Source organism: Micromonospora sp. NPDC049044, from assembly GCF_040649215.1.
GTDB lineage: Bacteria > Actinomycetota > Actinomycetes > Mycobacteriales > Micromonosporaceae > Micromonospora.
This window is the reverse complement of record NZ_JBEZFA010000029.1, coordinates 1-24,945: the sequence shown is the minus strand read 5'-3', so window position 1 is coordinate 24,945 and position 24,945 is coordinate 1. Positions and strand designations below refer to the sequence as shown.

At 70.9% G+C, this 24,945-nt stretch carries 23 protein-coding genes and 1 tRNA gene; 16 read left to right on the top strand and 8 right to left on the bottom strand.

Annotated features, from left to right (window positions below):
- Positions 1–36: 36 nt before the first annotated feature.
- On the top strand, positions 37–1,185 hold the full coding sequence (locus AB0B85_RS22780; RefSeq protein ID WP_357410405.1) for an acyl-CoA dehydrogenase family protein: 1,149 nt from the start codon (positions 37–39) through the stop codon (positions 1,183–1,185).
- 132 nt (positions 1,186–1,317) lie between these two features.
- The gene (locus tag AB0B85_RS22775; protein ID WP_357410403.1) at positions 1,318–3,990 is read left to right on the top strand and encodes a helix-turn-helix domain-containing protein; all 2,673 of its coding nucleotides are present in this window, start codon (positions 1,318–1,320) and stop codon (positions 3,988–3,990) included.
- Between the two features lie 203 nt (positions 3,991–4,193).
- Here the strand turns inward: AB0B85_RS22775 and AB0B85_RS22770 are convergent, their stop codons facing one another.
- On the bottom strand, positions 4,194–4,700 hold the full coding sequence (locus AB0B85_RS22770) for a MarR family transcriptional regulator (protein WP_357410401.1): 507 nt from the start codon (positions 4,698–4,700) through the stop codon (positions 4,194–4,196).
- A 100-nt stretch (positions 4,701–4,800) separates the two neighbouring features.
- Between AB0B85_RS22770 and AB0B85_RS22765 the strand changes: the two genes are divergently transcribed.
- Both AB0B85_RS22765 and AB0B85_RS22760 read left to right on the top strand, forming a co-directional pair.
- Positions 4,801–5,382 (top strand): YceI family protein, encoded by a 582-nt coding sequence (locus tag AB0B85_RS22765; RefSeq protein WP_357410399.1) that lies wholly within the window; start codon positions 4,801–4,803, stop codon positions 5,380–5,382.
- A gap of 297 nt (positions 5,383–5,679) precedes the next feature.
- Positions 5,680–7,158 (top strand): glutamate--cysteine ligase, encoded by a 1,479-nt coding sequence (locus AB0B85_RS22760; protein ID WP_357410397.1) that lies wholly within the window; start codon positions 5,680–5,682, stop codon positions 7,156–7,158.
- A 25-nt stretch (positions 7,159–7,183) separates the two neighbouring features.
- Here the strand turns inward: AB0B85_RS22760 and AB0B85_RS22755 are convergent, their stop codons facing one another.
- The gene (locus AB0B85_RS22755) at positions 7,184–8,581 is read right to left on the bottom strand and encodes a hypothetical protein (RefSeq protein ID WP_357410395.1); all 1,398 of its coding nucleotides are present in this window, start codon (positions 8,579–8,581) and stop codon (positions 7,184–7,186) included.
- Positions 8,582–8,707: 126 nt separating this feature from the next.
- On the opposite strand from AB0B85_RS22755, the gene AB0B85_RS22750 reads away from it, so the two are divergent.
- Together AB0B85_RS22750 and AB0B85_RS22745 are read left to right on the top strand one after the other, a co-directional pair.
- On the top strand, positions 8,708–9,388 hold the full coding sequence (locus AB0B85_RS22750) for a PASTA domain-containing protein (RefSeq protein ID WP_357410393.1): 681 nt from the start codon (positions 8,708–8,710) through the stop codon (positions 9,386–9,388).
- A gap of 151 nt (positions 9,389–9,539) precedes the next feature.
- Positions 9,540–10,358: a PASTA domain-containing protein gene (locus AB0B85_RS22745; RefSeq protein WP_357410391.1), complete on the top strand. Its 819-nt coding sequence runs from the start codon at positions 9,540–9,542 to the stop codon at positions 10,356–10,358.
- An 8-nt stretch (positions 10,359–10,366) separates the two neighbouring features.
- Here the strand turns inward: AB0B85_RS22745 and AB0B85_RS22740 are convergent, their stop codons facing one another.
- Both AB0B85_RS22740 and AB0B85_RS22735 read right to left on the bottom strand, forming a co-directional pair.
- Positions 10,367–10,750, bottom strand: a complete 384-nt coding sequence (locus AB0B85_RS22740; RefSeq protein WP_357410389.1) for a hypothetical protein — start codon at positions 10,748–10,750, stop codon at positions 10,367–10,369.
- Between the two features lie 185 nt (positions 10,751–10,935).
- Positions 10,936–11,220, bottom strand: coding sequence for a hypothetical protein (locus AB0B85_RS22735; RefSeq protein ID WP_357410387.1), 285 nt, complete (start codon positions 11,218–11,220; stop codon positions 10,936–10,938).
- Between the two features lie 627 nt (positions 11,221–11,847).
- On the opposite strand from AB0B85_RS22735, the gene AB0B85_RS22730 reads away from it, so the two are divergent.
- The 3 genes from AB0B85_RS22730 (at position 11,848) to AB0B85_RS22720 (ending at position 13,529) form a co-directional block, all read left to right on the top strand.
- Positions 11,848–12,729, top strand: coding sequence for a helix-turn-helix transcriptional regulator (locus tag AB0B85_RS22730; protein WP_110562910.1), 882 nt, complete (start codon positions 11,848–11,850; stop codon positions 12,727–12,729).
- Entirely contained in the window at positions 12,699–12,920 is a 222-nt protein-coding gene (locus AB0B85_RS22725; RefSeq protein ID WP_357410384.1) for a DUF397 domain-containing protein, read from the top strand. Before AB0B85_RS22730 ends, AB0B85_RS22725 begins: the two co-directional genes overlap by 31 nt.
- 207 nt (positions 12,921–13,127) lie before the next feature.
- Positions 13,128–13,529: a hypothetical protein gene (locus AB0B85_RS22720; RefSeq protein ID WP_357410382.1), complete on the top strand. Its 402-nt coding sequence runs from the start codon at positions 13,128–13,130 to the stop codon at positions 13,527–13,529.
- On the opposite strand, the gene AB0B85_RS22715 is transcribed toward AB0B85_RS22720, so the two are convergent.
- Positions 13,497–14,096 carry a hypothetical protein gene (locus tag AB0B85_RS22715; protein ID WP_357410380.1) on the bottom strand — a complete coding sequence of 200 codons (600 nt, stop codon included), beginning with the start codon at positions 14,094–14,096 and terminating at the stop codon, positions 13,497–13,499. The genes AB0B85_RS22720 and AB0B85_RS22715 overlap by 33 nt on opposite strands.
- 215 nt (positions 14,097–14,311) lie before the next feature.
- On the opposite strand from AB0B85_RS22715, the gene AB0B85_RS22710 reads away from it, so the two are divergent.
- A complete protein-coding gene (locus tag AB0B85_RS22710) occupies positions 14,312–15,865 on the top strand; it encodes a S8 family serine peptidase (protein ID WP_357410378.1) in 1,554 nt (517 codons plus the stop codon).
- A gap of 67 nt (positions 15,866–15,932) precedes the next feature.
- Here AB0B85_RS22710 and AB0B85_RS22705 read toward each other — a convergent pair whose 3' ends face one another.
- From AB0B85_RS22705 to AB0B85_RS22695, 3 genes are all read right to left on the bottom strand, one after another.
- Positions 15,933–16,739, bottom strand: coding sequence for a WecB/TagA/CpsF family glycosyltransferase (locus AB0B85_RS22705; protein WP_357410376.1), 807 nt, complete (start codon positions 16,737–16,739; stop codon positions 15,933–15,935).
- The gene (locus tag AB0B85_RS22700; protein WP_357410374.1) at positions 16,736–17,851 is read right to left on the bottom strand and encodes an NAD-dependent epimerase/dehydratase family protein; all 1,116 of its coding nucleotides are present in this window, start codon (positions 17,849–17,851) and stop codon (positions 16,736–16,738) included. Before AB0B85_RS22700 ends, AB0B85_RS22705 begins: the two co-directional genes overlap by 4 nt.
- Positions 17,852–17,915: 64 nt before the next feature.
- Positions 17,916–18,001, bottom strand: a tRNA-Leu gene (locus AB0B85_RS22695).
- 206 nt (positions 18,002–18,207) lie between these two features.
- On the opposite strand from AB0B85_RS22695, the gene AB0B85_RS22690 reads away from it, so the two are divergent.
- From AB0B85_RS22690 to AB0B85_RS22665, 6 genes are all read left to right on the top strand, one after another.
- Positions 18,208–18,996, top strand: a complete 789-nt coding sequence (locus AB0B85_RS22690; RefSeq protein ID WP_007454122.1) for a DUF3662 and FHA domain-containing protein — start codon at positions 18,208–18,210, stop codon at positions 18,994–18,996.
- 6 nt (positions 18,997–19,002) lie between these two features.
- Positions 19,003–19,488 carry an FHA domain-containing protein gene (locus tag AB0B85_RS22685; protein WP_357410372.1) on the top strand — a complete coding sequence of 162 codons (486 nt, stop codon included), beginning with the start codon at positions 19,003–19,005 and terminating at the stop codon, positions 19,486–19,488.
- Positions 19,485–20,948 carry a PP2C family serine/threonine-protein phosphatase gene (locus AB0B85_RS22680; RefSeq protein WP_357410370.1) on the top strand — a complete coding sequence of 488 codons (1,464 nt, stop codon included), beginning with the start codon at positions 19,485–19,487 and terminating at the stop codon, positions 20,946–20,948. Before AB0B85_RS22685 ends, AB0B85_RS22680 begins: the two co-directional genes overlap by 4 nt.
- A 30-nt stretch (positions 20,949–20,978) precedes the next feature.
- Complete coding sequence (locus AB0B85_RS22675; protein WP_357410368.1) at positions 20,979–22,469, top strand: FtsW/RodA/SpoVE family cell cycle protein; 1,491 nt, start codon at positions 20,979–20,981, stop codon at positions 22,467–22,469.
- A complete protein-coding gene (locus AB0B85_RS22670) occupies positions 22,466–23,971 on the top strand; it encodes a penicillin-binding protein 2 (protein ID WP_357410366.1) in 1,506 nt (501 codons plus the stop codon). Before AB0B85_RS22675 ends, AB0B85_RS22670 begins: the two co-directional genes overlap by 4 nt.
- A 1-nt stretch (position 23,972) precedes the next feature.
- Positions 23,973–24,945 (top strand): serine/threonine-protein kinase (locus AB0B85_RS22665; protein WP_357410364.1); only part of this gene is annotated, 973 nt, incomplete at its 3' end.

Here is a 24,945-nt window from a genome sequence, read left to right as displayed (position 1 = left end):
CGAGCGCCCGGCGGACCGTCCTTACAGGAGGATGAGATGGACTTCCGGCTCACCGACGAACAAGCGGCGCTGCGGGAGAGCGTGCGGGACTTCGCGCGCCAGGTGGTCGCCCCGGTCATCGCCGAGCACTACGAGCAGCACACCTTCCCGTACGAGGTGATCCGCCAGATGGGCAAGATGGGCCTGTTCGGCCTGCCCTTCGGCGAGGAGCACGGCGGCATGGGCGGCGACTACTTCGCGCTCTGCCTGGCCCTGGAAGAGTTGGCCCGGGTCGACTCCAGCGTGGCGATCACGTTGGAGGCGGCGGTCTCCCTGGGCGCGATGCCGATCTACCGCTTCGGCACCGAGGAGCAGAAGGCCACCTGGCTGCCGAAGCTGCTCAGTGGCGAGGCGCTGGCGGGCTTCGGTCTCACCGAGCCGGGCACCGGCTCGGACGCCGCAGGCACACAGACCCGGGCGGTGCTCGACGGCGACGAGTGGGTGATCAACGGATCCAAGGCGTTCATCACCAACTCGGGGACCGACATCACCGCCATGGTCACCGTCACGGCGGTGACCGGCACGAACCCGGACGGCTCCAAGGAGCTGTCGACGATCATCGTGCCCACCGGCACGCCCGGATTCACGGTGGCCCCCGGTTACTCCAAGGTGGGGTGGACCGCCTCGGACACCCATGAGCTGACGTTCGACGACTGCCGGGTGCCGGCGGCCAACCTGCTCGGCGAGCGGGGCCGGGGCTTCGCCCAGTTCCTGCGGATCCTCGACGAGGGTCGGATCGCCATCGCCGCACTTGCGGTCGGCCTCGCCCAGGGCTGCGTCGACGAGTCGATCAAGTACGCGAAGGAGCGACACGCCTTCGGTAAGCCGATCGGCGCCAACCAGGCCATCCAGTTCAAGATCGCCGACATGGAGTTGAAGGCGCACACCGCTCGACTGGCCTACTACGACGCCGCCGCCCGGATGCTGGCCGGCGAGCCGTTCAAGCGCCAGGCCGCCATCGCCAAGCTGCACGCCAGCACGATCGCTGTGGACAACGCCCGGGAGGCCACCCAGATCCACGGTGGCTACGGCTTCATGAACGAGTACCCGGTGGCCCGCTTCTGGCGGGACTCCAAGATCCTGGAGATCGGCGAAGGCACCAGCGAGGTGCAACGCATGATCATCGCCCGCGAGCTGGGTCTCTGAAGGTCCGCCGGGTGGGCCCACCGGTCGGCCCGGCAGGGCTGACCGTAGGGCTGTCGGATTATCGGCGAACCGGCGTCGGCAGCCCGACGTTCGGCTGCCGACGGTCGTAGTCCATCCGTACTCTTCGTGGCCATGACTCCGGATCATGATCGGTCACGGAGCCCGGCTGGTCGTACCTCCCTGCCGGAGCTGCTCCGTGAACATCGACGCGCCGCCGGCCTGACCCAGGCCGAGCTTGCGTCGCGGGCCGGGGTGGGTGTGCGGACCGTGCGTGACCTGGAGCGCGGCCGGTCGGTCCGGCCGCAACGCACCACCGTCGAGTTGCTCGCCACGGCATTGGCGCTGACCGGCACCGGCCGGGCGGCGTTCCTGGCCGCCGCCCGCGGCCTCTCCAGCGCCGACTCCCGGCCGGACACCACCCCCACGGCGCTCGGGACCGGTGGCGGGGCCTCGCCGGCAGCCACCGACCCGCCGGCCACCCTCCCGCCGCCGGTGGCGCTCGTCGGCCGGGACCGCGACCTTGCCGAGCTGGCCGAGATACTGACGACGGAGCGCGGGCCACGGCTGGTGAGCCTGGTCGGGTTGGCCGGGGTCGGCAAGACCGCGCTGGCGACGGCGGTGGCACATCTGGTGGCCGTCGCGCACCCGGGCGGTGTGGCCGGAATGTTTGTCGCCGAGGGCTCGGACGGACCGGACGTGTTCGCCGTGTCGACGGCAGTGCTTGGCGCGGCCCGGCTGCCCGAACTCGTGGCCCGGCTCGCCGGCCGGCCGGCGCTGCTGGTGATGGACGCGGTGGAGCACGCGCCGGGACCGGTGGCCACCACGCTGCACCGGCTGATCGGTGCCGTGCCCTCGTTGCGGGTGCTTGTCACCGGGCGGCATCCGGTCGGACTGCCCGGCGAGCGGGTCTGGCCTGTCGCACCGCTCGACGTGCCGCCACCGGGCGCCGAACGCGCCGGAGCGGCGACCCTCGAATCGTGGCCGGCGGTCGCGTTGTTCACCTCCCGGCTGGCCCAGGTCCGCCGGGAGCCACCCACTCCCGACGAGCTGCCCGCGCTTGTCGCGCTGGTCCGCCGGCTGGGCGGGCTACCGCTGGCCATCGAGCTGATGGCCGCCCGGGGCCGACTGCTCGACCTCAACGAGCTGCTTGACCGGTACGGCGACCGCGTACTCGATCTCGCCACTCCCGCGGATCCGGCGGCCCACCCCGGCTGGGACACCCCGGGCCCGCGTACCCGTCATGCCAGCGAGTCGTACCCCGGCTCGACGGCGGCGGTGTCGGTCACCCTGCGCGACGCGGTGGCGACCAGCTACCTGCTGCTGGCACCTGACGAGCGGGCCGCGCTGCGGCAGCTCGCCGTGTTCGGCGACCGCTGGTCGGTGGAGTTGGCCGAGGAGATGCTCGGCGACCAGGCCGACCGGGACGGCACGGTGGCGATCGACCCCGTGCCACTGCTGGACCGGCTCGTCGAGCTGGGGTTGCTGAGCGTACGCGGCACCGGGCCGTTCCGGTTCCGGCTGCTCGACGCGGTCCGCGACTACGCCGCCGAGCAGGCGGCCGGGGCGGGTGAGCTGACCTGCATCCGGCGCCGGCACGCCGAGGTGATCGCGCGCCTGGTGGCCCGGACCGCGAGCCACCTGGTCGGCCCCCGGCTGCCCGCCGCGATGCACCGGCTCGACGAGATGAGCAGTGACATCAGCTCGTCGCTGGCCCACGCGGCCACTGACGACCCGCTCACCGCGCTGCGGCTGGCGGCGTGCCTGACCCGCTGGTGGCGGCTCCGCGGGCGCGACGTCTCCGGGCGACAGTGGCTGCGGCGGCTACTGGCGGACCCGCGGACCGCCGACGCTGATCCGATCCTGCGGGGCTGGGCCGCGCTCGGGGTTGCCCGGCTCGCGGCCGAGCACGGTGCGGGTGCCGAGGAGTTGGCGACGGCGCGTGCGGCGTTGGACATCTTCCGGCAGGCCGGCGACGTCACCGGGGAGCTTGAGGCGCGAAACCTTCTCGGCACCCTGCTGATCTCCGTCGGTGGGCAGGACGAGGCTCGCGAGCAGGCGGAGACGGCGCTGCGGTTGGCCGCCCGTAACGGACGTACCCGGGATCTGGCGGTGGCCCAGCACAGTCTCGCCTGGCACGAGATCCGGACCGGCGACCTGGCCGCCGCCCGCCGCCGGATCGCTGCTGTCGATAGGCTCGCCGCCGAGAGTGGGGAGCAGCGCCTTCGGGTGCTGGCCTGGGCTGATCGAGCCGAGGTCGCCCGCCTGGAGGGCTGGTACGCGGACGCCGTGGACCAGGGCCGGCGGGCGCTCGTGGCGTTGTCCGAGCTTGGTGATCCGAGACGGCGCCGGCGGGTGCTCGGACAGATCGGGTTGGCGCTCGCCCAGGACGGACGCGCCGAGGAAGCGACAGAGGTGCTCACCGAGCTGCGCACGGGAGCCGCTGAGGCGGCCGAACAGACGCCGGCTCACCGGGCCGTGGTACCGAGGCAACGCTCGGCGGACGCGGCGTGGTCCGGTGGCGGACCGGAGGCGGGGCTCGCCGCGTTGATCGAAGGGAACCTGGCGCTGCACCAGGGTGACCGGGAATTGGCCGCCGAGTGGTTCGCCGCCGCTGCCGACGCCAAGGGTCAGGAGCGTCGAGACGTGGTGGAGGCGCTTGTGGGACTTGCCGCGAGCACCGGCGACCCGGTGGCCCTGGAGCGGCTCGAACGGGCCTGCCAGGAGAGCGGCATCCAGCTGCTGCCGCAGGAGTCGGGGCTGCTCTATGCGCTGACGGCTGCCCGGAGCGGGCCGGAAGCGCCCTAGCTGGGCGGGGAGTGGCGCGGACGAATAGCCCCCTTGGTGCTACCCCTCGCTGTCCGCCCGCGCCGTCACCCCCCGGTGGTTCCCGGTGCAGAAAGCCTGCCACCGCCATAGGGGGCGTAAAGTCAGATTGGCCGGGATTGTCCGGCTTCGTCGACAAGTTCTGCCGGTCTTTCTGCCGGTGGCAACCACATCACGCCGACTGCTCAGGGCCCGGTGTCGGCGGCCTCCTGCTCGGGGCTGACGTCGTCGCTGCCGGCGGTGGCGCACGGATGCGCGGCGTCGCGTACCCGGCGCAGCCCGTCGAGCAGGGCCGTCAGCGCCTCCGGGTCGAGTTGGCCGGTGAACCATTGCTCGATCATCTGGAGATGCCCGGGTAGCGTCTCATTGAGCCGCTGCATCCCGGCGGCGGTGACCACCGCGTACGAGCTGCGCCTGTCGTTCGGGCAGGCTCGCCGGGTGAGCAACCCGTCGCGCTCCATCCGGTCCACCACCCGGGTCACACCGCTCGTCGACAACGAGGTCTGCGCGGCGAGGTCGGTCATGCGTAGTTGGTTGCCCGGCGAGCGGGCCAGTCGGGTGATGACCTCGAACTCGACCGCGGAGAGGCCATGCTCCTCGAGTTGGGCGTTGAACCGGGCGGACAGCCCGGCGTGTGCCTCGAAGAGCAGGCCGACGGCGGTGATCCGGGGATCGTCGAAGACGTTGGTCACTCGTTAATCCTAGCAGTACTTGACACGAGGAATATTGTTACGGTTACATTTGCTTCAGCAGTCGTTGGGCTACTAAACAATCCCCCTGGAGGACAGCAGCATGACCAGCAGCATCGATGCGGTTACCCGCGACTGGGACGGCCTCACCATTCCGGCGGCTGGCACCTACGCCCTCGACGTGGCGCACAAGCGGGTGGGCTTCGTGGCCCGGCACATGATGGTGAGCAAGGTTCGCGGTGAGTTCAAGGAGGCGACCGCCACCATCACCATCGCCGAGGACCCGCTGCAGTCGTCGGTCGTCGCGACCATCCAGGCGGCCAGCATCGACACCACCCAGACCGACCGGGACGCGCACCTGCGTAGCCCCGAGTTCCTCGACTCCGAGAAGTTCCCGACGCTCGAGTTCCGCAGCACCGGGGTCAAGTCCCGTCGTGGCAGCGAGTTCGTGCTCAACGGTGAGCTGACCATCAAGGACGTCACCCGGCCTGTCGAGTTGGAGGTGGAGTTCGAGGGTGTCGGCCGCAGCCCGTTCGGTCAGGACATCTTCGGTTTCTCCGCGAGCACCGAGATCGACCGCGAGGAGTTCGGCCTGACCTGGAACGTCGCCCTGGAGACCGGGGGCGTGCTGGTCAGCCGCAAGATCAAGATCGAGATCGAGGGCGAGGCCGTCCGCCAGGCCTGATCTGCCCCGCATCGCCGGTCCACCGGGCCCACGCCGCACCTCGGCGTGGGCCCGGTGGCGTCTCCACCGCCGACGCCGCAGTCGTGGTATTTGTCACCAGCGGCTCGCGCCGCCATCGCGTCCGGTCGGTAGACGAACGGGGTACAGATGGCGCCACGAGTGCGCCCGCTCCGGTCGATGTCGGATCACCGCCGTCGGCCTCTGGCCCGGGTCAGGTGGGCGCTCTTACCGTGGAGGGTTCACAATGCGCTTTCCGGGACGGAAGAATCCCGACCGCGCCGGCTGTCGGGAGGACACATGGGCAGGGACGTCTCGCAGGGCGCCTTCACCCGGGATGATCGCGTCCGCTACCGGCAGAAGGTGCGACGGTGCCTTGATGTCTTCGCCCTCATGTTGGACGACTTCGGGTTCGACGCCGATCGGCCGATGACCGGCCTGGAGATCGAGCTCAACCTGGTCGACTCGGCGGCCGAGCCGGCGATGCGCAACGAAGAGATCCTCGCCGACATCGCCGACCCGCTGTTCCAGACCGAACTGGGGCAGTTCAACCTGGAACTCAACGCCGAACCCCGGCTGATCGAGGGCACCGGCTTCGCCGACTACGAGCACGACCTGCGCGGCAGCCTCTCCAGGGCCGACGAACGCGCGGCCAAGTCCGACGCGAAGATCGTCCTGGTCGGCATCCTGCCCACTCTCACCGAGGGGCACCTGGTCGAGGACAACCTCTCCACGAACGAGCGCTACCGGGTGCTCAACGACCAGATCGTCGGCGCCCGCGGCGAGGACATCGAGCTGGACATCCGGGGCGTCGAGCAGTTGCGGACGCACACCGACTCGATCGCCCCCGAGGCCGCCTGCACCAGCCTCCAGTTCCATCTCCAGGTCGCACCGGACAGCTTCGCCGACTACTGGAACGCCTCCCAGGCCATCGCCGGGGTGCAGGTGGCGGTCGGTGCGAACAGCCCCTTCCTGTACGGGCGCCAACTGTGGGCCGAAACCCGGATCGCGCTGTTCCAGCAGGCCACCGACACCCGTCCCGACGAGCTCAAGGCCCAGGGCGTACGGCCCCGGGTGTGGTTCGGCGAACGCTGGATCACCTCGATCTTCGATCTCTTCGAGGAGAACGTCAGGTATTTCCCGCCGCTGCTGCCGATCTGCGAGGACGAGGATCCGGTGGAGGTGCTGCATGCCGGCGGCGTGCCGCAGCTCGGGGAGTTGCGACTGCACAACGGCACTGTCTACCGGTGGAACCGCCCGGTCTACGACATCATGAACGGCCGGCCGCACCTGCGGGTGGAGAACCGCGTGCTGCCGGCCGGCCCGACGGTGGTGGACATGCTCGCCAACGCGGCCTTCTACTTCGGGCTGGCCCGGGGTCTGGCCGAGGCGGACCGCCCGATCTGGAGCCAACTCACCTTCAGCTCCGCCGAGGAGAACTTCCAGGCCGCCGCCCGACGTGGCCTCGACGCCGTGCTGCACTGGCCCGGGCTTGGTGACGTGCCGGTGACCAAGCTGGTGCTTGAGTGGCTGCTGCCCACCGCCGCGGCCGGCCTGGACGGCTTCGGGGTCGCCCCGGCGCAGCGGGACCGGCTGCTCGGCATCATCGAGCAACGCTGCCGCACCGGCCGCAACGGTGCCGTCTGGCAGACCGAGGCGGTGTGGGCGGCGGAACGCCGGCACGGCATGGACCGGTCCGCCGCGCTGCACCACATGGTGAAGCGCTACGCGGAACTCCAGCGCGCGAACGAACCCGTCCACACCTGGCCGGTCCCCTGACCCCACCGCCGCCCGGCGGTCGGGTTCAGTCGGTGGTGGGGCGGGCGGATCGGCGGGTCGCGCGGGTCCGCCGAGCAGCCGGCGGCGGCATCTCCACCTCGGTCGGACCGGGCAGTTCCGGCTCGGTCCGCGGCGCCGGCACCCGGGACGTGACGGCCTCACCCACCGGGGAGTCCGTACCGGCTGGCTGGGCTGCGGTGGCGGCCCTACCGCGCCGACCCGCGGTGTCGACCGGCACGCTTGCCGTCGACGGCGTGGAGTCGGGCTCGACGGTCGGGGCCGGATCGGCACGATCGGCCGAGGTCGCCCCGTCGACGGTCACCGGGCTCGGGTCGGCCTGAACCGCCGGGCCCGGCCCGGTCCTCGTGGCCGAGGCAGCCCCACCCCGGTGCGCCGCCCGACTCCGCTCGCCGCGATCGGCGAGGACAGCGGCGAGCACCGACCCGCCGATGCCGGCGAGCACCGCGTACGGGGCGATCAGTTGGGTGGAGAGCTGCGCGGGACCCAGCGTCGACCAGTGCGGCAGGGTGGTCAGGTAGGCGAGCGCGACGAGCACCGGCCCGGCGGCCCCGGAGGCGGCCGCCCCGACCCGGTGCCCGGCCGAACGGGCCGTTCCTCGGGCGGCCAGCACGCCGATCAGCAGCGCGGGCACGAGTGCCAACAGTGCGCCGGGCCAGTAGAGCTGGCCTGAGATCCAGTACTGCGGCTGGTCCGGATCAAGCTGCCAGGTGCCGAGCTGCGCGCCGGTCAGCCCTCGTCCGACGCGTACACCGTCGATCACCGAGACCACCGCGAGCAGCCAGAGCCAGGCGGCCGTCGCGATCACGTTCATCGCGGCGGCCCGGGAACGAAGCGCCCAGCTGGCCACGAGTACGCCGATCAGGATGCCCAGCACCGCCTGCACGGCGGCGGTCCGTTGCGGTGCCCCGGTGTCGGCGCCGGTGGCGACCCGCGCGGGAACGGCGATCAGCAGCACGGTGACCAGCCCGCCGATCCCGGCGGCGAGCGCCAGGACCACCCGCCGCAGCAGGCTGTCCTGGCCGGCGGACCGCGCCTCGGGCACCTGCGACGGTCGGTTGTCGGTCGGCTCCGGGTCGGGCCAGTCGGCGGCCTGTGGATCCGTGGCGGTCGCCGAGTCGGAACTCCCGGTCGCCTCCGGACCGCTCACCGGCGGTGTGGCCGGCACCGGAGCGCCGCGCTGGTGCAGCCGCTGCGCGCAGACCGCGCCGAGCACCGTGGAGCTGGCGGCGAGCCAGGTGGCCCAGGCGAGGCCGTCAGCCCAGGCCGTGTCGCTGGCGCCGGCATCTGTGGGTGTCCAGGTGATGACGCCGAGCCCGTAGCCGAAGCCCAGTTGCGCGGCGCCCGCGCCGGCAGCGACCCCGACCGCTGTCGCGATCGACACTCCCCAGCCCTGTCTGGCCATGCGGGGCAGCGTAACGTCCCGTCGTCGGCGCGGCGAGTCGCAACAACCCGCCGGTATGGACGGACCGTCGGTGCGGCGGATGGAGCGGCGGGCGGTACGGTCGCCGGTGATGAGGCGGTGGGCGGTATGACGGACACGAACACGGGCCCGCAGGATGCCGTGGGCGGCGGCGCAAGCCGGGCCAGCATGTGGCTGGGCGGTGGGTTGGCCCTGGTGCTGCTCGCCGCGATCGGCGCGACCGGCGGCTGGCTGCTGGCCGGCGGCGAATCCCCGACGGATCCGCTGGCCGCCGCGACCACGACCAGCCCGCCGACCAGCCGGGCCACCGCGCCTCGACCGAGCACCGGACGGACCACGCCGTCGGCGGTCCGGACCTCCGCCACCGCGACCAAGGGCGCCGGCCTGACCGTGCCACCGGTGGTCGGCGCCGACTTCGTGGAGGCCCGGGAGATGCTGCGCGAGAAGCGGCTGGGCTGGCGGCTGGTCTTTGGCGGCGGAACCGGTCGTACCGTCGAGAGCGCCTCACCGGAAGTGGGCTCCGAGGTCGCCCGGGGCGCCACAGTGCAACTTCAGGTGGCTGGGCCGGCGCCAGCTGCCGAGGTGCCGGACGTGGTCGGCAAGGACTGCGCCAAAGCCGTCGACGAGTTGATCGACGAGGGCCTCTACCCGCGTTACCTCAGCGGTCGCAGCGGGAAGGTCGCCCGGCAGGAGCCGGTCGAGGACGGCTCGGCCCGGTGGAACGACGAGGTGAGCATCTGGTGTGGGGCGGGCGCCCCCGAACAACCGACGGCGAAGCCCACTCCCTGAGCTGGATGAAGCCCGTGCCGGATCGTCGCAGCCGGGAAGGTGTGACGGTCCGTGCACGGCTCGGCACGCTGATCCCCACCGATGGCAGGTTTGGCGACTAGGTTGACGGTCGAGGGCCATGCCGCCTGTCCGGTTCGGGAAAGGACGTGCGATGAGCGACGACCGCCAGGAGCCTCCCGCCAACGAGCAGGACGACGACCGGACCCGCGCACTGCCACCGGCGGCCGACCGGGCGGAGCCCGACCAGACCATGCCGATCGACAGTGCCGCGGCCACCCGCCCGGATGGTCCGACCACGCCGGGCCCGCCGACCACGCCTACCACTCCGGGTCCGCCGACCACTCCGGCTCCGCCGGCCGAGCAGACGACCCGGCTGCCTGCGGGGCGGTTGGCCGCCCCGGCGTGGTCCGGGCGGGCCGAGGTCCGGCCGCCCCGGCCGGACGATGCAGCCGGGGAGTGGTACGTCGAGGAGCAGGGCGGCAGGCGGTGGTGGCTGCCGATCCTGTGGGGTGTGCTGGCGCTGCTGCTCGCCGGCCTGCTCGGCGGGGCGCTCTGGTTGGTGCTCGCCAAGCAGGACGACGACCCGGACGACCCGGGCTCCACCCCGTCGGCACCACCACCCAGCGCCACGAGTGCCGCGCCGACCAGCGCCCCGCCCACCTCGGCCGCGCCGACAAGCGAGGCACCGAGCAGTCCGCCGGTCACCAGCGCACCGGTCGAGGTGCCGGTGCCGCCGCTCGCCGGCCTGCCGCAGTCCACCGCCGAGGGGTTGCTTGGCCGGCTCGGCCTTGCCTACCGGGTGGTGTACCGGCCGTCCGAGCTGCCGCCCGGGACTGTGGTGGGCACCGAGCCGGGCACCGGCACACCGGTGTCGACCGACGACGAGGTGCTGTTGATCATTTCGCAGGCCCGGCCCTCGACCGGGGTGAGCCCGTCCGCACCGAGCCCGACGGTGACGGGCACGCCCTGAACCGGTGGTCACCACATTCGTCGACGGGTGCCGACCAGCCCGAGGCCGGCAAGTGAGATGGCGAGGCCGAAGATCCCGGACCAGAACAGAGAGCGGCGGGTGTCCAATCCGGGGTGCCCGGCCGGAGCTGCCGCGCCGAGCTGCTGACGTCCGTCGGACGGGCCGCCGGCGCCACCACCGGCGGCCGACCCGGCCGATCCGGTCGGCTCGGTGACGCCGACCTGGTTGCCGGGCGTATCCGCGCCGATCCAGTCGGATTCCTCGGCTGCCGGTGGACCGTCGTCCGTCGGCGAATGATCGTCGATCACGGTGATCTCCGGTGCCGGCACCGGTGCGGTCAACCGGGTGGACGACATCGCCGGGTCGCGGACGAGGATGAGGGCCGTGACCATCGCGCCGAGGAGAGCGAGAAGTCCACATGCATAGGCGATACGGGAGCGGTGGTGCCGCCGCAGGGCGGGCTGATTGACCATGACCATCCCAGGGTCAGGGTCCTGGACGCGCGGGTGGAACGGTGCCGGGGTGGGCGTACCAATTCTATGGCGACGGCACGCCCACCGGCGGCGGATCGGGTCGGTCAGCCGACCCGGATCGCGGTACGGGTGACCGGTCGCCGGGCCCGTACGGTGTGCGGGCGGGGCTCCGGGGCCGCCTGCAGTTGCTGCAGCCCGTCCCGCTGGACGAAGATCGACCGTCGGTTGACCGCGTCGCCCGCGGCGTTCAACTCGTAGCCGTCGAGCCAGAGCCAACCGTCGTAGGTGGGCCAGTCCAGCACCCGGATCACCCGGAACTTGATCGGCCTGAGGAACTGGACACTCGCCGCGCGAGTCACGAGCAGTACGTCACCGGTGCGGGGAAGCACATGGGCTCCTGGGGAGGATCGGCCGGCGGCTGTGCCGGCGGTGCCTGAACGGGGGACGTCTCGGCCGGTGACGGGGTCGTGCCTCGTGAACCGGTGGTGCGGATGGTGGTGGCCGGGCCGTACTCCGCTGGTGGCGTGCCGCCACCCGACCATCACCCGGATGCTTCCGGGAACCGCGCCCGCCGCCGCAGCTTGCCGGCTTGCAGCGGCGGGGTCATTACCCCGGAGCACGTCTCGGTCGTGCCGGCCGGGCCAGCGCCGTGCCCGGTTGCCCCGCCCCGGTGTGGTTGCCACTGCGAGGAAGCGGATCGAGACGCTGAGTAACCCGTGCCATACGGACAGAGTGCATCAGCGACGTGCTACATGCAAGTTGCACGTCGACTTTTGCCGATACGTGAGCGAGTCACGCGAAAGGCCTATTGATGCCTTCCGCGTACGGACGGCACACTGGGAGCCGGTTTCGCCCGTCGCGGCCGGCCGAGGACCGGCACCACCCCCTTCGTCGCGAACGCTCGCCGGCCGACGGTCGCGCCACCGGCGGGTGTCAGGCAGTGGCGCGTCGACCGGAGGTAGCCCGAGTGGGGTCGAGCAGCCAGCGGCGGGAACCAGCGACTCACGGGTTGCGCGATGAGTGAGCGGCGCAGTCCGACCATCAGGAGGCGGCGGCTCGGTGCCGAGCTGCGCCGCCAGCGTGAGTCCGCCGGGATCACCATCGAGGTGGTCGCCGAGCAGTTGGAGTGCTCGGCGTCGAAGGTCTCCCGGATCGAGACCGGCCACACCACCGCCACCCCGCGCGACGTGCGGGACATGCTGCGGATCTACGGAGTGGTCGGCGCGGAGAGCGACGAGCTGGTGCAGATCGCCCGTGAGGCCCGCCAGAAAGGTTGGTGGCATCCGTACAGCACGGTGCTGGTCGGCGCGTACGTCGGGCTGGAGGCGGCGGCGAGTTCGATCCGGGCGTACGAACAGCAGGTCGTGCCGGGCCTGCTGGAGACCGAGGAGTATGCCGGTGCGATGATCCGTGCGGCTCGGCCAGACTTCACCGCCGATCAGGTACACCAGAGGGTGCGTGTCCGTCTGGGCCGTCAGTCGTTATTGACGCAGGACGATCCGGTCGATCTGTGGGTGGTACTCGATGAGGCGGTGGTACGTCGGCCGGTAGGCGGGGACGAGGTGATGCGTGGCCAACTCAAGCGGTTGGTCGAGGTTGCCGAGTTGCCGAACGTGACGCTCCAGATCCTGCCCTTCGAGGTGGGTGCGCACGCCGGCATGGACGGCACCTTCACGATCCTCAGCTTCCCTGAGCCCGGTGATCCGGATGTTGTGTACGCGGAGAACGCCACGGGTGGGCTTTTCCTCGAGAAGAGCGACGAACTACAGAAGTACAGCTTCATCTTCGATCACATCCGCGCTGCGGCCATACGTCCAGAGGAGTCCGTCGCACACATCGCAAAACTGGCAGAGGAGCCGTTGTGGAAATGGCGACCAAAAGGTTCCCCGTGGACCTGACGCAGGCAGCATGGTTCAAGAGCTCGAAGAGCGGACCGAACTGTGACAACTGCGTGGAGGTGGCGTACGTGACGGGGGCGGTCGGAGTGCGGGACTCGAAGGACAAGACGGGCCCGGCCCTGGTTTTCGCACCGAGTGACTGGCACGCCTTCGTCGGTGGCACCCGAGGCGGTGCGTTCGACACGGTCTGACCGAGTGTCGACCGAGGCCTCCGTCCGGATCCGGATCCGGACGGAGGCCTCGCCGTGTCCGACGAGGGTCGGTCGCTCGGGGTCGGTCGGCGAGGTTCCGCCGGGATTCCCGTCGCCACAGCCGGCCCGTCTCGTTGAACTGGTCGGTGCGGCGCAGGTCGACGACCCGTCACACCGACCGGCAACCGAGCGAGGTAGGCGAGACGGATGACGACGATCGGGTCAGACAATCTCACCAACGGTCCGGGCAAACCGGAGCGGTTCGGTGGTAAGTACCGCGGGGCGCGTCGGGACAGCGTACTGACCGAGGTGGTCTCGAACGACCAGGAGATCGGCGGGCGGGACACCTCGGCCGCCGAGTCGGTGGACATGCCGCTCTCGCTGCCCTCGCTGGACCCGAACCCACTTGTCGAGCCGTCGTTTCCGCCAAGCGGCTGGCCGATGGAGCCCAGCGCCTCGCTGGCCGACCATCCGCTGCTCCGCGGCCTGCTGATGGAGTTGCCGCCGAAGGGCACCGTGCCGCCGTCGGAGTGGCTGGATCGTTGGTTCGAGGCGACCAGGGCGATTCTGGAGTTGCTATACGTGCAGGGGGCCGGCCGTCCGCGCTGACCGCGGCACGTCGGGCTGTGCCCGCTCGGCAAACCGGCTGTGCCGCAGCGCGTGCCGGACCCCGATCGCGATCACCGCGAGCGCGCCCACTGTGATCGCCGGCCCGGTGACACCCGGGTCGGCTCCGAGGTCGGTGCCGACCGCCTCGATCAACGCCGGCACCGTGGCCAGCGCGGTCACCTGCAACGGCAGGCCGACAAGCGGGTGGGCCGCAGCGGCGCGTAGCCCGTGTGGCGCGGGCGTACCGGGGGCGCTGGCGAATGCGCCCGCGCCGGCCCGGAGCCGGCGGATCCGCCCTAGCGAGCAGACCGTCGCCACCAGCGCCGGCCCGGCGGCCAGGGCGAGCCCGGCGGCGGCCCGGTCGACAGGTGCGCTGCCGGCACTGAGCAGACCGCCGCCGAGCACGGCCGCGGTGAGCGCCACGCCGGTGAGGGCCAACACCAGCAACCATCCGGTACGCCGGCGCAGCATGCGGGTGTTGCGCAGCCTGGGAAGCCCGTCGGCAATGACGCCGGCGGCCAACCAGACGGCGGCGATCGGAAGCAGGATGGTGAGCTGACTCTCCATGTTCGAGAGTCTTTCCCGAATCGCGCTGCGGCGAATCCGGGCCGGTCCCCCGTTCGCCCCGGAAGCCCGGCCCGTAGGGGTCATCGCACAGAGATATGGACGATCCGGCATGTCCAACCATCCGATCCCTGACTTACCCTCAGCTGGATCGGCGAATGTCGATTGATGTTGGGACCGGTGGTCACGTTCCACCACCGGTCAGAGGGAGGTAGGAGATGGGTCTTCCACGAAGGTCCGTACTGGTCGGGGTGGCCACGGCGACGGTGCTGGCCGTCGGCACGCCAGCCCTGGCCGCCGAACCTGCCGGTGTGGTCAGGGCCGCCGGCGGAGCCACCGCCGTGCCGGACAGCTACATCGTCGTTCTCAAGGACAGCGCCGTGGCCCGGGACCGGGTCGGCGACACCGCGAAGCGGCTCTCCGGCCGCCACGGCGGCACGGTGGCCCGCACCTACGGCGCGGCGCTACGCGGTTTCGAGGTCACGGTGAGCGCGAGCGCGGCGGCGCGGATCGCGGCCGACCCGGCGGTTGCGTACGTCGAGCAGAACCACACGGTGTCCATCTCCGGCACGCAGGCCAATCCGCCCTCCTGGGGCCTGGACCGGATCGACCAGCGCAACCTGCCGCTGGACAGCTCCTACACCTACCCCAACACGGCCAGCAACGTGCACGCCTACATCATCGACACCGGCATCCGTTTCTCCCACAACGACTTCGGCGGCCGGGCCACCTCCGGCTACGACGCGGTGGACGGCGGGTCGGCCGACGACTGCAACGGGCACGGCACGCATGTCGCCGGCACCGTCGGCGGATCCACGTACGGCGTGGCAAAGGCCGTCCAACTCGTCGGCGTACGGGTGCTCAACTGCTCCGGCAGCGGCACCAACGCCGGTGTGATCGCCGGCGTCGACTGGGTCACCGCGAACGCGATCAAGCCGGCGGTGGCGAACATGAGCCTCGGTGGCGGCGCGAACAGCTCGCTGGACAGCGCCGTACGCAACTCGATCGCCTCGGGCGTCACGTACGGACTGGCGGCCGGCAACGACAGCGGCGCGAACGCGTGCAACACCTCGCCGGCGCGTACCACGGAGGCCATCACCGTGGGCTCGACGACCAGTTCGGATGCCCGCTCGTCGTTCTCCAACGTCGGCACCTGCCTGGACATCTTCGCCCCCGGCTCGTCGATCACCTCGGCCTGGTACTCCAGCAACACCGCGACCAACACGATCAGCGGCACCTCGATGGCCACGCCGCACGTGGTCGGCGCGGCGGCCCTGGTGGCCAGCGCCAACCCGAGCTGGACCCCGGCCCAGGTGCGCAACCAACTGGTGGCAAACGCGACCCCCAACGTGGTGGGCAGCCCCGGCTCCGGCTCGCCGAACCTGTTGCTCTACGTGGGCACCGGCAGCACCCCGCCGCCGCCCACCGGCTGCACCGGCACCAACGGCACCGACGTGTCGATCCCGGACGCCGGCTCGGCGGTGACCAGTTCCATCACCATCTCCGGCTGTGGTCGCAACGCCTCGTCGGCGTCCACCGTCGCGGTGAACATCGTGCACACCTACCGGGGTGACCTGGTCATCGACCTGCTCGCGCCGGACGGCAGCGCGTACCGGTTGAAGAACAGCGGTTCGGACAGCGCCGACAACGTCAACACCACGTACACGGTGAACGTCTCCGGTGAAGCCGCCGACGGCATCTGGCGGCTCCAGGTGCGGGACGTGTACGCGGCCGACACCGGCTACATCAACACCTGGACCCTGACCGTCTGAGCGGTCTCCCACGACCGAGGCCCCACCCGGAAGATCGGGTGGGGCCTCGTGCCGTGGCGGATCGGGATCAGACCGAGAAGCTGGCCGGCCGCTCGTGGGCCGGGGCCGGCGGGCGGGCCTTCCACAGGCCGACCTTCTGGGCGAGGAGCCGACTCAGGTAGGCCGGGTTGAGGATGACGTACCGGCGCCAGAGCCGCTTCGGCTCCAGACCGAGACGCCAGAACCACTCCAGACCGGCGCGCTGCATCCAGCGCGGCGGCTGGCGGAGCAACCCGGCGTGGTAGTCGAAGGCCGCGCCGACCGCCATCAACGGCATGTCCAGCAGCGGTCGCATGGCGTACGCGAAGACCTCCTGGCGCGGGCAGCCCAGCCCGACCAGGACCAACCGGGCACCGCTGGATCGGATCCGGTCGGCGATCTCGGCGTCCTCACCCGGCTGGACGGCCCGAAACTTGGACGGCTCCACCCCGGCGATCTTCAGGGCCGGGAACATCCGCTCCAGCGCCGGGATCAACCGGGCCAGGGTCTCCTCGGTCGAGCCGTACAGGTAGACCGGCAGCCCCTCGTCGGCGAAGCGCGCCAGCACGTGCAGGGTGAGCGTCGGCCCGTAGACCCGGTCGGAGAGCCCGGCGTGGTGCAGCAGGTTGAGTGCCCACCGCACCGGCTGCCCGTCCGGTGTGACCACGTCGAAGGAGTTGAGCCGCGCGTTGTGCGCCGGATCGAGCACCCCAGTCATCACACCGTGCACTGCCAACGCGGTGAGCGCGAGCGGACGCCGCTCGTGCGCCGCGGTCACCACCGCATCGGTCGCCGTGGCGTAGTCGGTGGCGTCGACCAGGACGCCGAGCACGTTGCGCTTGGTCCGCGCGGTCATGCCTTGAATACCCACTTACCCACGTTGGCCTCGTAGATCTCCCGAAGGATCATCGGCACGTCGTAAGTGATCTTCCAGTCCGGGTACTGCGCCTCGAACCGGGCCATGCTGCTGACATACCACTGGTGGTCGCCGGTGCGGTTCTGCTCGACGTAGTTGATCCGCGCCTCGCGGCCGGTGATCTCCTCGGCGATCCGGAACGCCTCGATGTGGGAGGTGTTGGAGTGCCGGCCGCCGCCGAGGTTGTAGACCTCCGCCGAGCGCGGGGCCCGGAAGAACGCCTCGAACGCGGTGAGTACGTCGCGGGAGTGGATCGCGTCCCGGACCATCTTGCCCTTGTAGCCGAACAGGTTGTACGTCCGGCCCTCCATCACGCAGCGCATCAGGTACGCAAGGAACCCGTGCAGCTCGGCCGCCGAGTGCGCCGGACCGGTGAGCGTGCCGCCCCGGAAGCAGGCGGTCTTCATGTCGAAGTAGCGCCCGTACTCCTGGACCATCACGTCGGCCGCGACCTTCGAGGCGCCGAAGACCGAGTGCAGCGAGTGGTCGATCGACATCTCTTCGGTGATGCCCTCGTACCAGCGGTGGTCCTCGGGCAGCTCGTACCGGGTCTCCAGCTCGACAAGCGGCAGGCTGTTGGGCCGGTCGCCGTAGACCTTGTTCGTCGAGCAGTGGATGAACGCCGCGTCGATCGCGTGCTGGCGGGTGTTCTCCAGCATGTTGAGCGTGCCGCCGGCGTTCACGTCGAAGTCCGTGTACGGCTCCTTGGCGGCCCAGTCGTGGCTCGGCTGGGCGGCGCTGTGGATCACCACGGCGATGTCCGAGCCGTACTTCTTGAAGACCTGCTCCAGGCCGTCCCGGTCCCGGATGTCCACCGCGAAGTGGGTGTACGCGTCGCCCAGGTCACCGGCGAGCCGTTCCAGGCTCCACGAGGTGGAGCCGTCCTCGCCGAAAAAATACCGGCGCATGTCGTTGTCGATGCCGACGACGTCCAGACCGAGGCCGGCGAAGTGCCGGACCGCCTCGGAGCCGATCAGGCCACCCGACCCTGTCACCAACGCGACACTCACACGCCACTCCTGGTCCATCGGAGACAGAATCAATCGCAGCATAGCGTGGCGTCCGACCCGCCCCGATATGACGGAAGGGCCCCGCGGTATGCGGAGCCCTCGTCGGTGGTGGGGATGGGGGGAGTTGAACCCCCACGCCCTTTCGGGCACACGGACCTGAACCGTGCGCGTCTGCCATTCCGCCACATCCCCGTGGCACAACCCGGAACACTGTATCCGCCCCGGCCCGCTGTCTCCAACGGGCCTCGGGAATACTACGCTGTCCCAGACGCTCGCCACGAGCGATTACCGTTCGTGGCGGACGAAAGATTAGCACGGCAATCCCGGCCCTTCCGAACGGGCCGGGAGCAGGTGGCCGAGCGGCGTGTGAGCTGCGCGCGCCCCGGCCGGATACCATCATGTCCTCGGGACCCGAGGAGGAGCCGGTGAGCGTGCTGCAACGCTTCGAGAAGCGTCTGGAAGGCCTGGTAGAAGGGGCCTTCGCCAAGGTCTTCAAAGGGGTGGTCCACCCCGTGGAGATCCTCAACGCCATGCAGCGGGAGGCCGAGGCGCACAAGGCGATCCTGGCCGGTGGGCGCACGTTGGTGCCCAACCGCTACGTGATCGATCTCTCGCCGTTCGACCACAGTCGGCTGGCGCCGTACGCCGCTGCGCTGGCCCAGGAGTTGGCCCAGTCGCAGGCGGAGTTCATCGGCGAGCAGGCCTGGACTGTCTACGGCGACGTGATCGTCGAGATCGAGCGAGGTGAGGGCCTGGACACGGGCATGTTCCGTGTCACGGCCGAGGTCTACACCGGCGGCGAGGTCGCCCCGGTGTCGGCACCCGGCTACGACGCCGGCCCGCCCGCCTACCCCGCGTACGACCAGGGTGGTGGCTACGGCCCTCCGCCCGGGCACGGTGGCGGTCGCAACGTGCGACTGGTCTCCGGCGACGGTCGCACCTACCCCCTCCAGATGGGGTCGACGGTGATCGGTCGCGGCGACCAGGCCAACCTGCGTCTGCCCGACGTCGGCATCTCCCGGCGACACGCCCGGTTGGATTTCGACGGTGGTCAGGTCGTGCTCACCGATCTGGGGTCGACGAACGGCACCATGGTCAACGGGCAGCGGGTCTCCGCTGTGGCGCTCAACCCCGGTGACATGGTCCAGCTCGGCACGACGACGCTGACCTTCCGCGTGGACGGCTGACCCGCCTTGCCGGAACTGGTCATCACCGTTGCCCGGTTCGGTTTCCTGATCCTGCTGTGGATCTTCGTCTTCACAGTGGTCGGCGTGATCCGCCGGGATCTCTTCGCGGGCGCCCGCTCGGGGCGTCTGGTGGCCGCGCCACGCGCGGTCGGCGCCTCGACGGGGCAGGCGGCGAAGCCGGCGAAGGTGAAACGGGGCAGAGCCGCGCACCAGCTGGTAGTGACGGCCGGTCAGCTGGCCGGCACCAGGATCACTCTGGGTGATGCGCAGATCACCATTGGTCGGGCTGAGGACTCCACCCTGGTCATCACCGACGACTACGCCTCCGCGCGACACGCCCGGCTCGTGGCGCGCGACGGGCAGTGGTACGTCGAGGACCTCGGCTCGACTAACGGCACGTACCTCGATCGCGCTAAGGTCACCGGACCAACCCCCGTCCCCCTCGGCGTGCCGATCCGGATCGGCCGCACTTCCCTCGAATTACGGCCATGACTCTGACCCTGCGCTATGCGGCCCACAGCGACCGCGGTCTGATCCGAGACGGTAATCAAGACTCCGTCTACGCCGGGCCGCGGCTACTCGCCGTTGCCGACGGCATGGGCGGCATGGCCGCCGGTGACGTCGCCAGCAACATCGTCATAGGTGCCATGGCGCCGCTCGACGAGGACGTCCCCGGGGACGCTCTCGTCGACGCGTTGCGTTCGGCAGTGGGCACCGCCAACCAACAACTCCGCGACACGGTGGACGCCAACCCGCAGCTGGAGGGGATGGGCACCACGCTGACGGCGACCCTCTTCACCGGCAGCAAGCTGGGGATGGTCCACATCGGCGACTCGCGGGCCTACCTGCTGCGCAACGGCGAGTTCGCGCAGATCACCAAGGACGACACGTACGTCCAGATGCTGGTCGACGAGGGCCGGATCAGCGCCGAGGAGGCGAGCAGCCACCCGCAGCGGTCGCTGCTCACCCGGGCCCTCGACGGCCGGGACATCGACCCGGAATACTCGGTGCGCCAGGTGCTGCCCGGCGACCGCTACCTGATCTGCAGCGACGGCCTGTCGGGTGTGGTCAGCGCCGAGACCATCGGCGACACCCTGCGGGAATATCCCGACCCGCAGCAGTGCGTCGAGCGGCTGGTACAGCTCGCGCTGCGCGGCGGCGGCCCGGACAACATCACCGTGATCATCGCCGATGCCACCGACCAGGACATCGTCGAGGCGAGCCCGATCGTCGGCGGTGCCGCCGCTCGGGACCGCGGCATGGCGACCTCCGCTGACGACTCCACCCCAGCCGCCCGAGCCTCGGCGCTCGCCGCGCCGCGCCCGGCCGCGCCCGAGGAGCCAGCGCCCTCGGACGACGAATCGGACCGGCCGAAGCGCCGCCCGGTGCGGACCGCCGCCATGGCGGTAGCCCTGCTGGTGATCGTCGCTGGAGGGGCCTTCGCGGGCTGGACGTACACCCAGCGGCAGTACTACGTGGGAGCCACCGAGGAGGGCCAGGTCGCCGTCTTCCGAGGCGTCCAGGGTCAGATCGCCGGGATGGACCTCTCCACGGTGCACCGCCGCAGCGGCACCCGACTGGACGACCTCACTGTCGCGGCACAGGACACCGTCAAGGTCGGCATCCGGGCCAAGAGCGAGCCGGACGCCGAACGCCAGCTCGCCGAGCTGACAAGCGACACCCCGAGCAACCCCAACCTGAAGCCACTCTGCCCGCTCGACCCGACCGCACCGGCGGGCGGCACGCCGACACCGGCCGACCCGTCGCCGAGCCCGAACGGCAGCCCGAGCACCATCGCGTCGCCGACCTCCAACGGGGTCGCCAGCGCGAGCCCGACAGTCGGTGCCACCGCCGCTGTCGGTGCGACCGGCTCGTCCACCACGCCCGACAACACGCCCTCCGATTCGGCCCCGCCGGCGCTCGACCCGGCCGGTTGCCGGTCTCCTGAGTGAGTGTCGGCTGAGATCCCAAGGACTCCACCTGTGACCGTAGCGGCCACACCGGCACCCTCGCCCGCCACCGCGGGCGAGCAGTCCGGCGTACGCCTGGCGCGGTCGCGCCGCAACGCCGAGCTGTCCCTGCTCCTGCTCGCCATGGCGTTGGTGGCCGCGTACGGGGCGACCGTCGAGGCGAACCTGCTGGACACGGTCACCCCGGACTTCTGGATGCCCGCTGCCGCGCTCGGCGCGGTCTTCCTCGGTCTGCATCTGGTCATCCGGTTCCTCGCCCCGTTCGCCGACCCGGCACTGCTGCCGGCCGTGGCCCTGCTCAACGGGCTCGGGGTGGGCTTCCTCCGCCGGATCGACCTGGGCGATGCGCCGGTCGCCGACCGGGAGAGCCTGGCCATCTTCGCCGGCATCGGCGGGCGGCAGTTGGCCTGGACACTCGCCGCGGTGGTCCTCGCCGCAGGTCTGCTCGCCATCATGCGCGACCATCGTTCGGTCTCCCGGTACTCGTACACCCTGGGGTTGGCCGGCATCGTGCTGGTGATGCTCCCGGCGGTGCTGCCGGCGAGCATCTCCGAGATCAACGGTGCGAAGCTGTGGATCCGGGTGGGTGGCTTCTCCATCCAGCCGGGTGAGTTCGCCAAGCTGGCGCTGCTCGTCTTCTTCGCCTACTACCTGGTCCGTAAGCGCGAGGTGCTCTCGCTGGCGAGCCGACGGTTCCTCGGCATCGACTTTCCGCGTGGGCGCGACCTCGGCCCGGTGGTCGGCGTCTGGCTGGTCAGCCTCCTGGTCCTCGTCTTCGAGAAGGACCTGGGCACCTCGCTGCTCTATTTCGGCATGTTCGTGGTGACTCTCTACATCGCCACCGAACGGGTCAGTTGGCTGCTCATCGGTCTGGTTCTCTTCTTCGGCGGCGTCTATCTCGCGTACGTCCTCGGCTCGATGGTCGGTGGGCCGTTCGCCAACTTCTACGTCCGGGCGGAGATCTGGCTGGACCCGTTCGCCGACCCGACCGACAAGGGCTACCAGCTCGTGCAGGGGCTGCTCGCCCTGGGCACGGGTGGGCTCTTCGGCGCCGGGCCGGGCGGTGGTCAACCGGACATCCTGCCCGAGGTGCAGAACGACTTCATCTTCGCCGGCATCGGTGAGGAGCTGGGCCTCTTCGGTCTCTCCGCACTGCTTGTCGTCTACCTGTTGATCGTGGAGCGAGGGCTGCGGGCCGCGCTCGCGGTCCGGGACTCGTTCGGCAAGCTCCTCGCCGGTGGTCTCGCGTTCACCCTCGGCCTCCAGGTCTTCGTGATCGTCGGCGGGATCAGCAAGCTCATCCCGCTCACCGGTCAGACCACCCCGTTCCTGTCCGCCGGTGGCTCGTCGCTGATGGCCAACTGGTTGCTCATCGCTGTGCTGCTGCGGGTCTCCGACGGAGCCCGCCGGCCGGTCGGCGGGAGTGCCAGCAAGGCCACCCGACCCACCGGTGGCGCCCCGGAGCAGCTGCACGGTGCTCCCACGGAGGTGATCAAGCCGTGAACGCACCACTGCGCCGCGTCGGCGTCGTCGTCATGGTCCTGTTCGGCCTGCTCTTCGCGAACCTCAACTGGGTGCAGTTCCAGAAGGCCGACGAGTACCGCACAAGCGACTACAACGGTCGCGTCCAGGTGGCCGACTACAAGCGCAAGCGCGGCAACATCGAGGCCGGCGGCACCGCGCTGGCCACCAGCAAGGAGACCACCGGCAAGCTGAAGTTCCTGCGCACCTACCCGGGCGGCGCGGAGTACGCCCACGTGCTCGGCTACAAGCCGGTCAACCTGGCCGACCAGGGCATCGAGCAGGTGGAGAACGACTTCCTGGCCGGCACCAGCGACCAGCTGATCGGCGACCGGGTGAAGGACATGTTCACCGGCGACGACAGCGGTGGTGGCAACGTGCTGCTCTCGCTCTCCAAGCGGGCTCAGGACGTGGCGTACAACCAGCTGCGCAACAACCAGGTGGGGGCGAAGAAGGGCGCGGCCATCGCCATCGACCCGCGCACCGGGGCGGTGCAGGCGCTCGTCTCCATGCCCAGCTTCGACCCGAACCCACTGGCCAGCCACAACGGCACCGAGGCGACCGCGGCGTTCAACAAGCTGGAGAAGGACCCGGCCGAACCGCTGAAGAACCGGGCGCTCGGCGAGACGCTGCCACCGGGCTCCACCTTCAAGATCGTGGTCGCCGCGGCGGCACTGGAGAACGGCATCAGCAAGAGCACCCAGATTCCGGCCGGCCCCAGTTGGACGCCGCCCACCTCCGGCACCCCGATCCGCAACGCCGAACAGTCGATCTGCCCCGAGCCCAAGGTCACCCTGCTGGAGGCGGTCACCGAGTCGTGCAACACCGGCTTCGCGCAACTCGGCGTACGGCTCGGCGCCGACACGATCAAGGAGAAGGCCCGCCAGTTCGGTTTCGAGGAGGACGACCTCACCGTCGGTCACCTCGGCGAGGACGGTCTGCCCACCGCCGCCAGCCGGACCGGGGACATGCAGAACCCGGACGGCAGCACCGACCAGGCCGCCCTGGCCCAGTCCTCGATCGGCCAGAACAACGTCCGGATGACCCCCCTCGAAGGCGCCATGATCGCCGCCTCGATCGCCAACAACGGCAGCCAGAAGCGGCCGTATCTGGTCCAGCAGCTGCTCGCCCCGGACCGGACCACCAGCTACTACACCGCGAAGCCGCGCGATCTGCGTCAGCCCATCGAGCCACAGGTCGCCGCCGACCTGCGCGAGATGATGGTCAGCGTGGTCCAGAACGGCACCGGACGGAAGGCCGCGATCAGCGGTTACACGGTCGGCGGCAAGACCGGCACCGCGCAGTCCGCGCCGGACCGGCCCGACCACGGTTGGTTCATCGGCTTCGCGCTCGACAAGAACGGCAACCCGGTCTCCGCGGTCTGCGTGATGCTCGAGGAGGCCGGCCCAGGTGGCAGCGGTGAGGCGGCCCGGATCGCCGGCCAGATCATGAAGGCCGCCATCCAAGACCCCGGGGGTCGCTGACATGCTCAGCCCCGGCGTGCAGCTCGGCAACCGCTACCGTCTCGACGAGCGGATCGCCAGCGGCGGCATGGGCGACGTCTGGCGCGGCACCGACCAGGTGCTCGGCCGGACGGTCGCGGTAAAGAGCCTGCTGCCCGCGCTGCTCGACGACCCGGACTTCGCCGAGCGGTTCCGCGGCGAGGCCCGCACCATGGCCACCATCAACCACCCCGGCGTGGTGGACGTCTACGACTTCGGCAACGACCAGCAGATCGCCTTCCTGGTCATGGAGTACGTCGAGGGGGACGCGCTGTCGTCCACGCTGAGTCGGGTCGGCCGGCTCACCCCGGCCCGGACGATGGCCCTTGTCGCGCAGGCCGCGGACGCGCTGCACGCCGCGCACGAGAAGGGCATCGTGCACCGCGACGTGAAGCCGGGCAACCTGCTGGTCCGGCCGAACGGCACCCTGGTGCTCACCGACTTCGGCATCGCCCGCTCCGACCTGGTCGGCCAGCTCACCGCCGCTGGTTCGGTGCTCGGCACCGCCTCGTACATCTCGCCCGAGCAGGCCACCGGCGGCGTGGCCACCCCGGCCTCGGACGTGTACGCGCTCGGCGTCGTCGCCTACCAGTGTCTCGCCGGGCGGCGTCCGTTCGAGGGCGACAACCCGCTCGACATCGCGATGCGGCACGTGCGGGAGACGCCCCGGCCGCTGCCCGCCGACATCCCCCCGCAGGTCCGCGCGGTGGTGGAACGGGCGTTGGCCAAGGACCCGGCCGCGCGCTGGCCGAGCGCCGCGGCTCTCGCCGGGGTCGCCCGCCAGCTCAAGGCCGCGCTTTCCCAGCAGGCCAGGGCCGGTGGCAACGCCGGGCCGGTCTCCGCTGCGCCGGCTTCGCCGGCCGCGCCGGGCCGGGCCCAGGTGCCGCAGGCGCATCAGTTGCGTCCGCCGGGCGCCCGTCCGCCGGCCGCCGGGCTGCGGCCGACCGCTGTCGCGC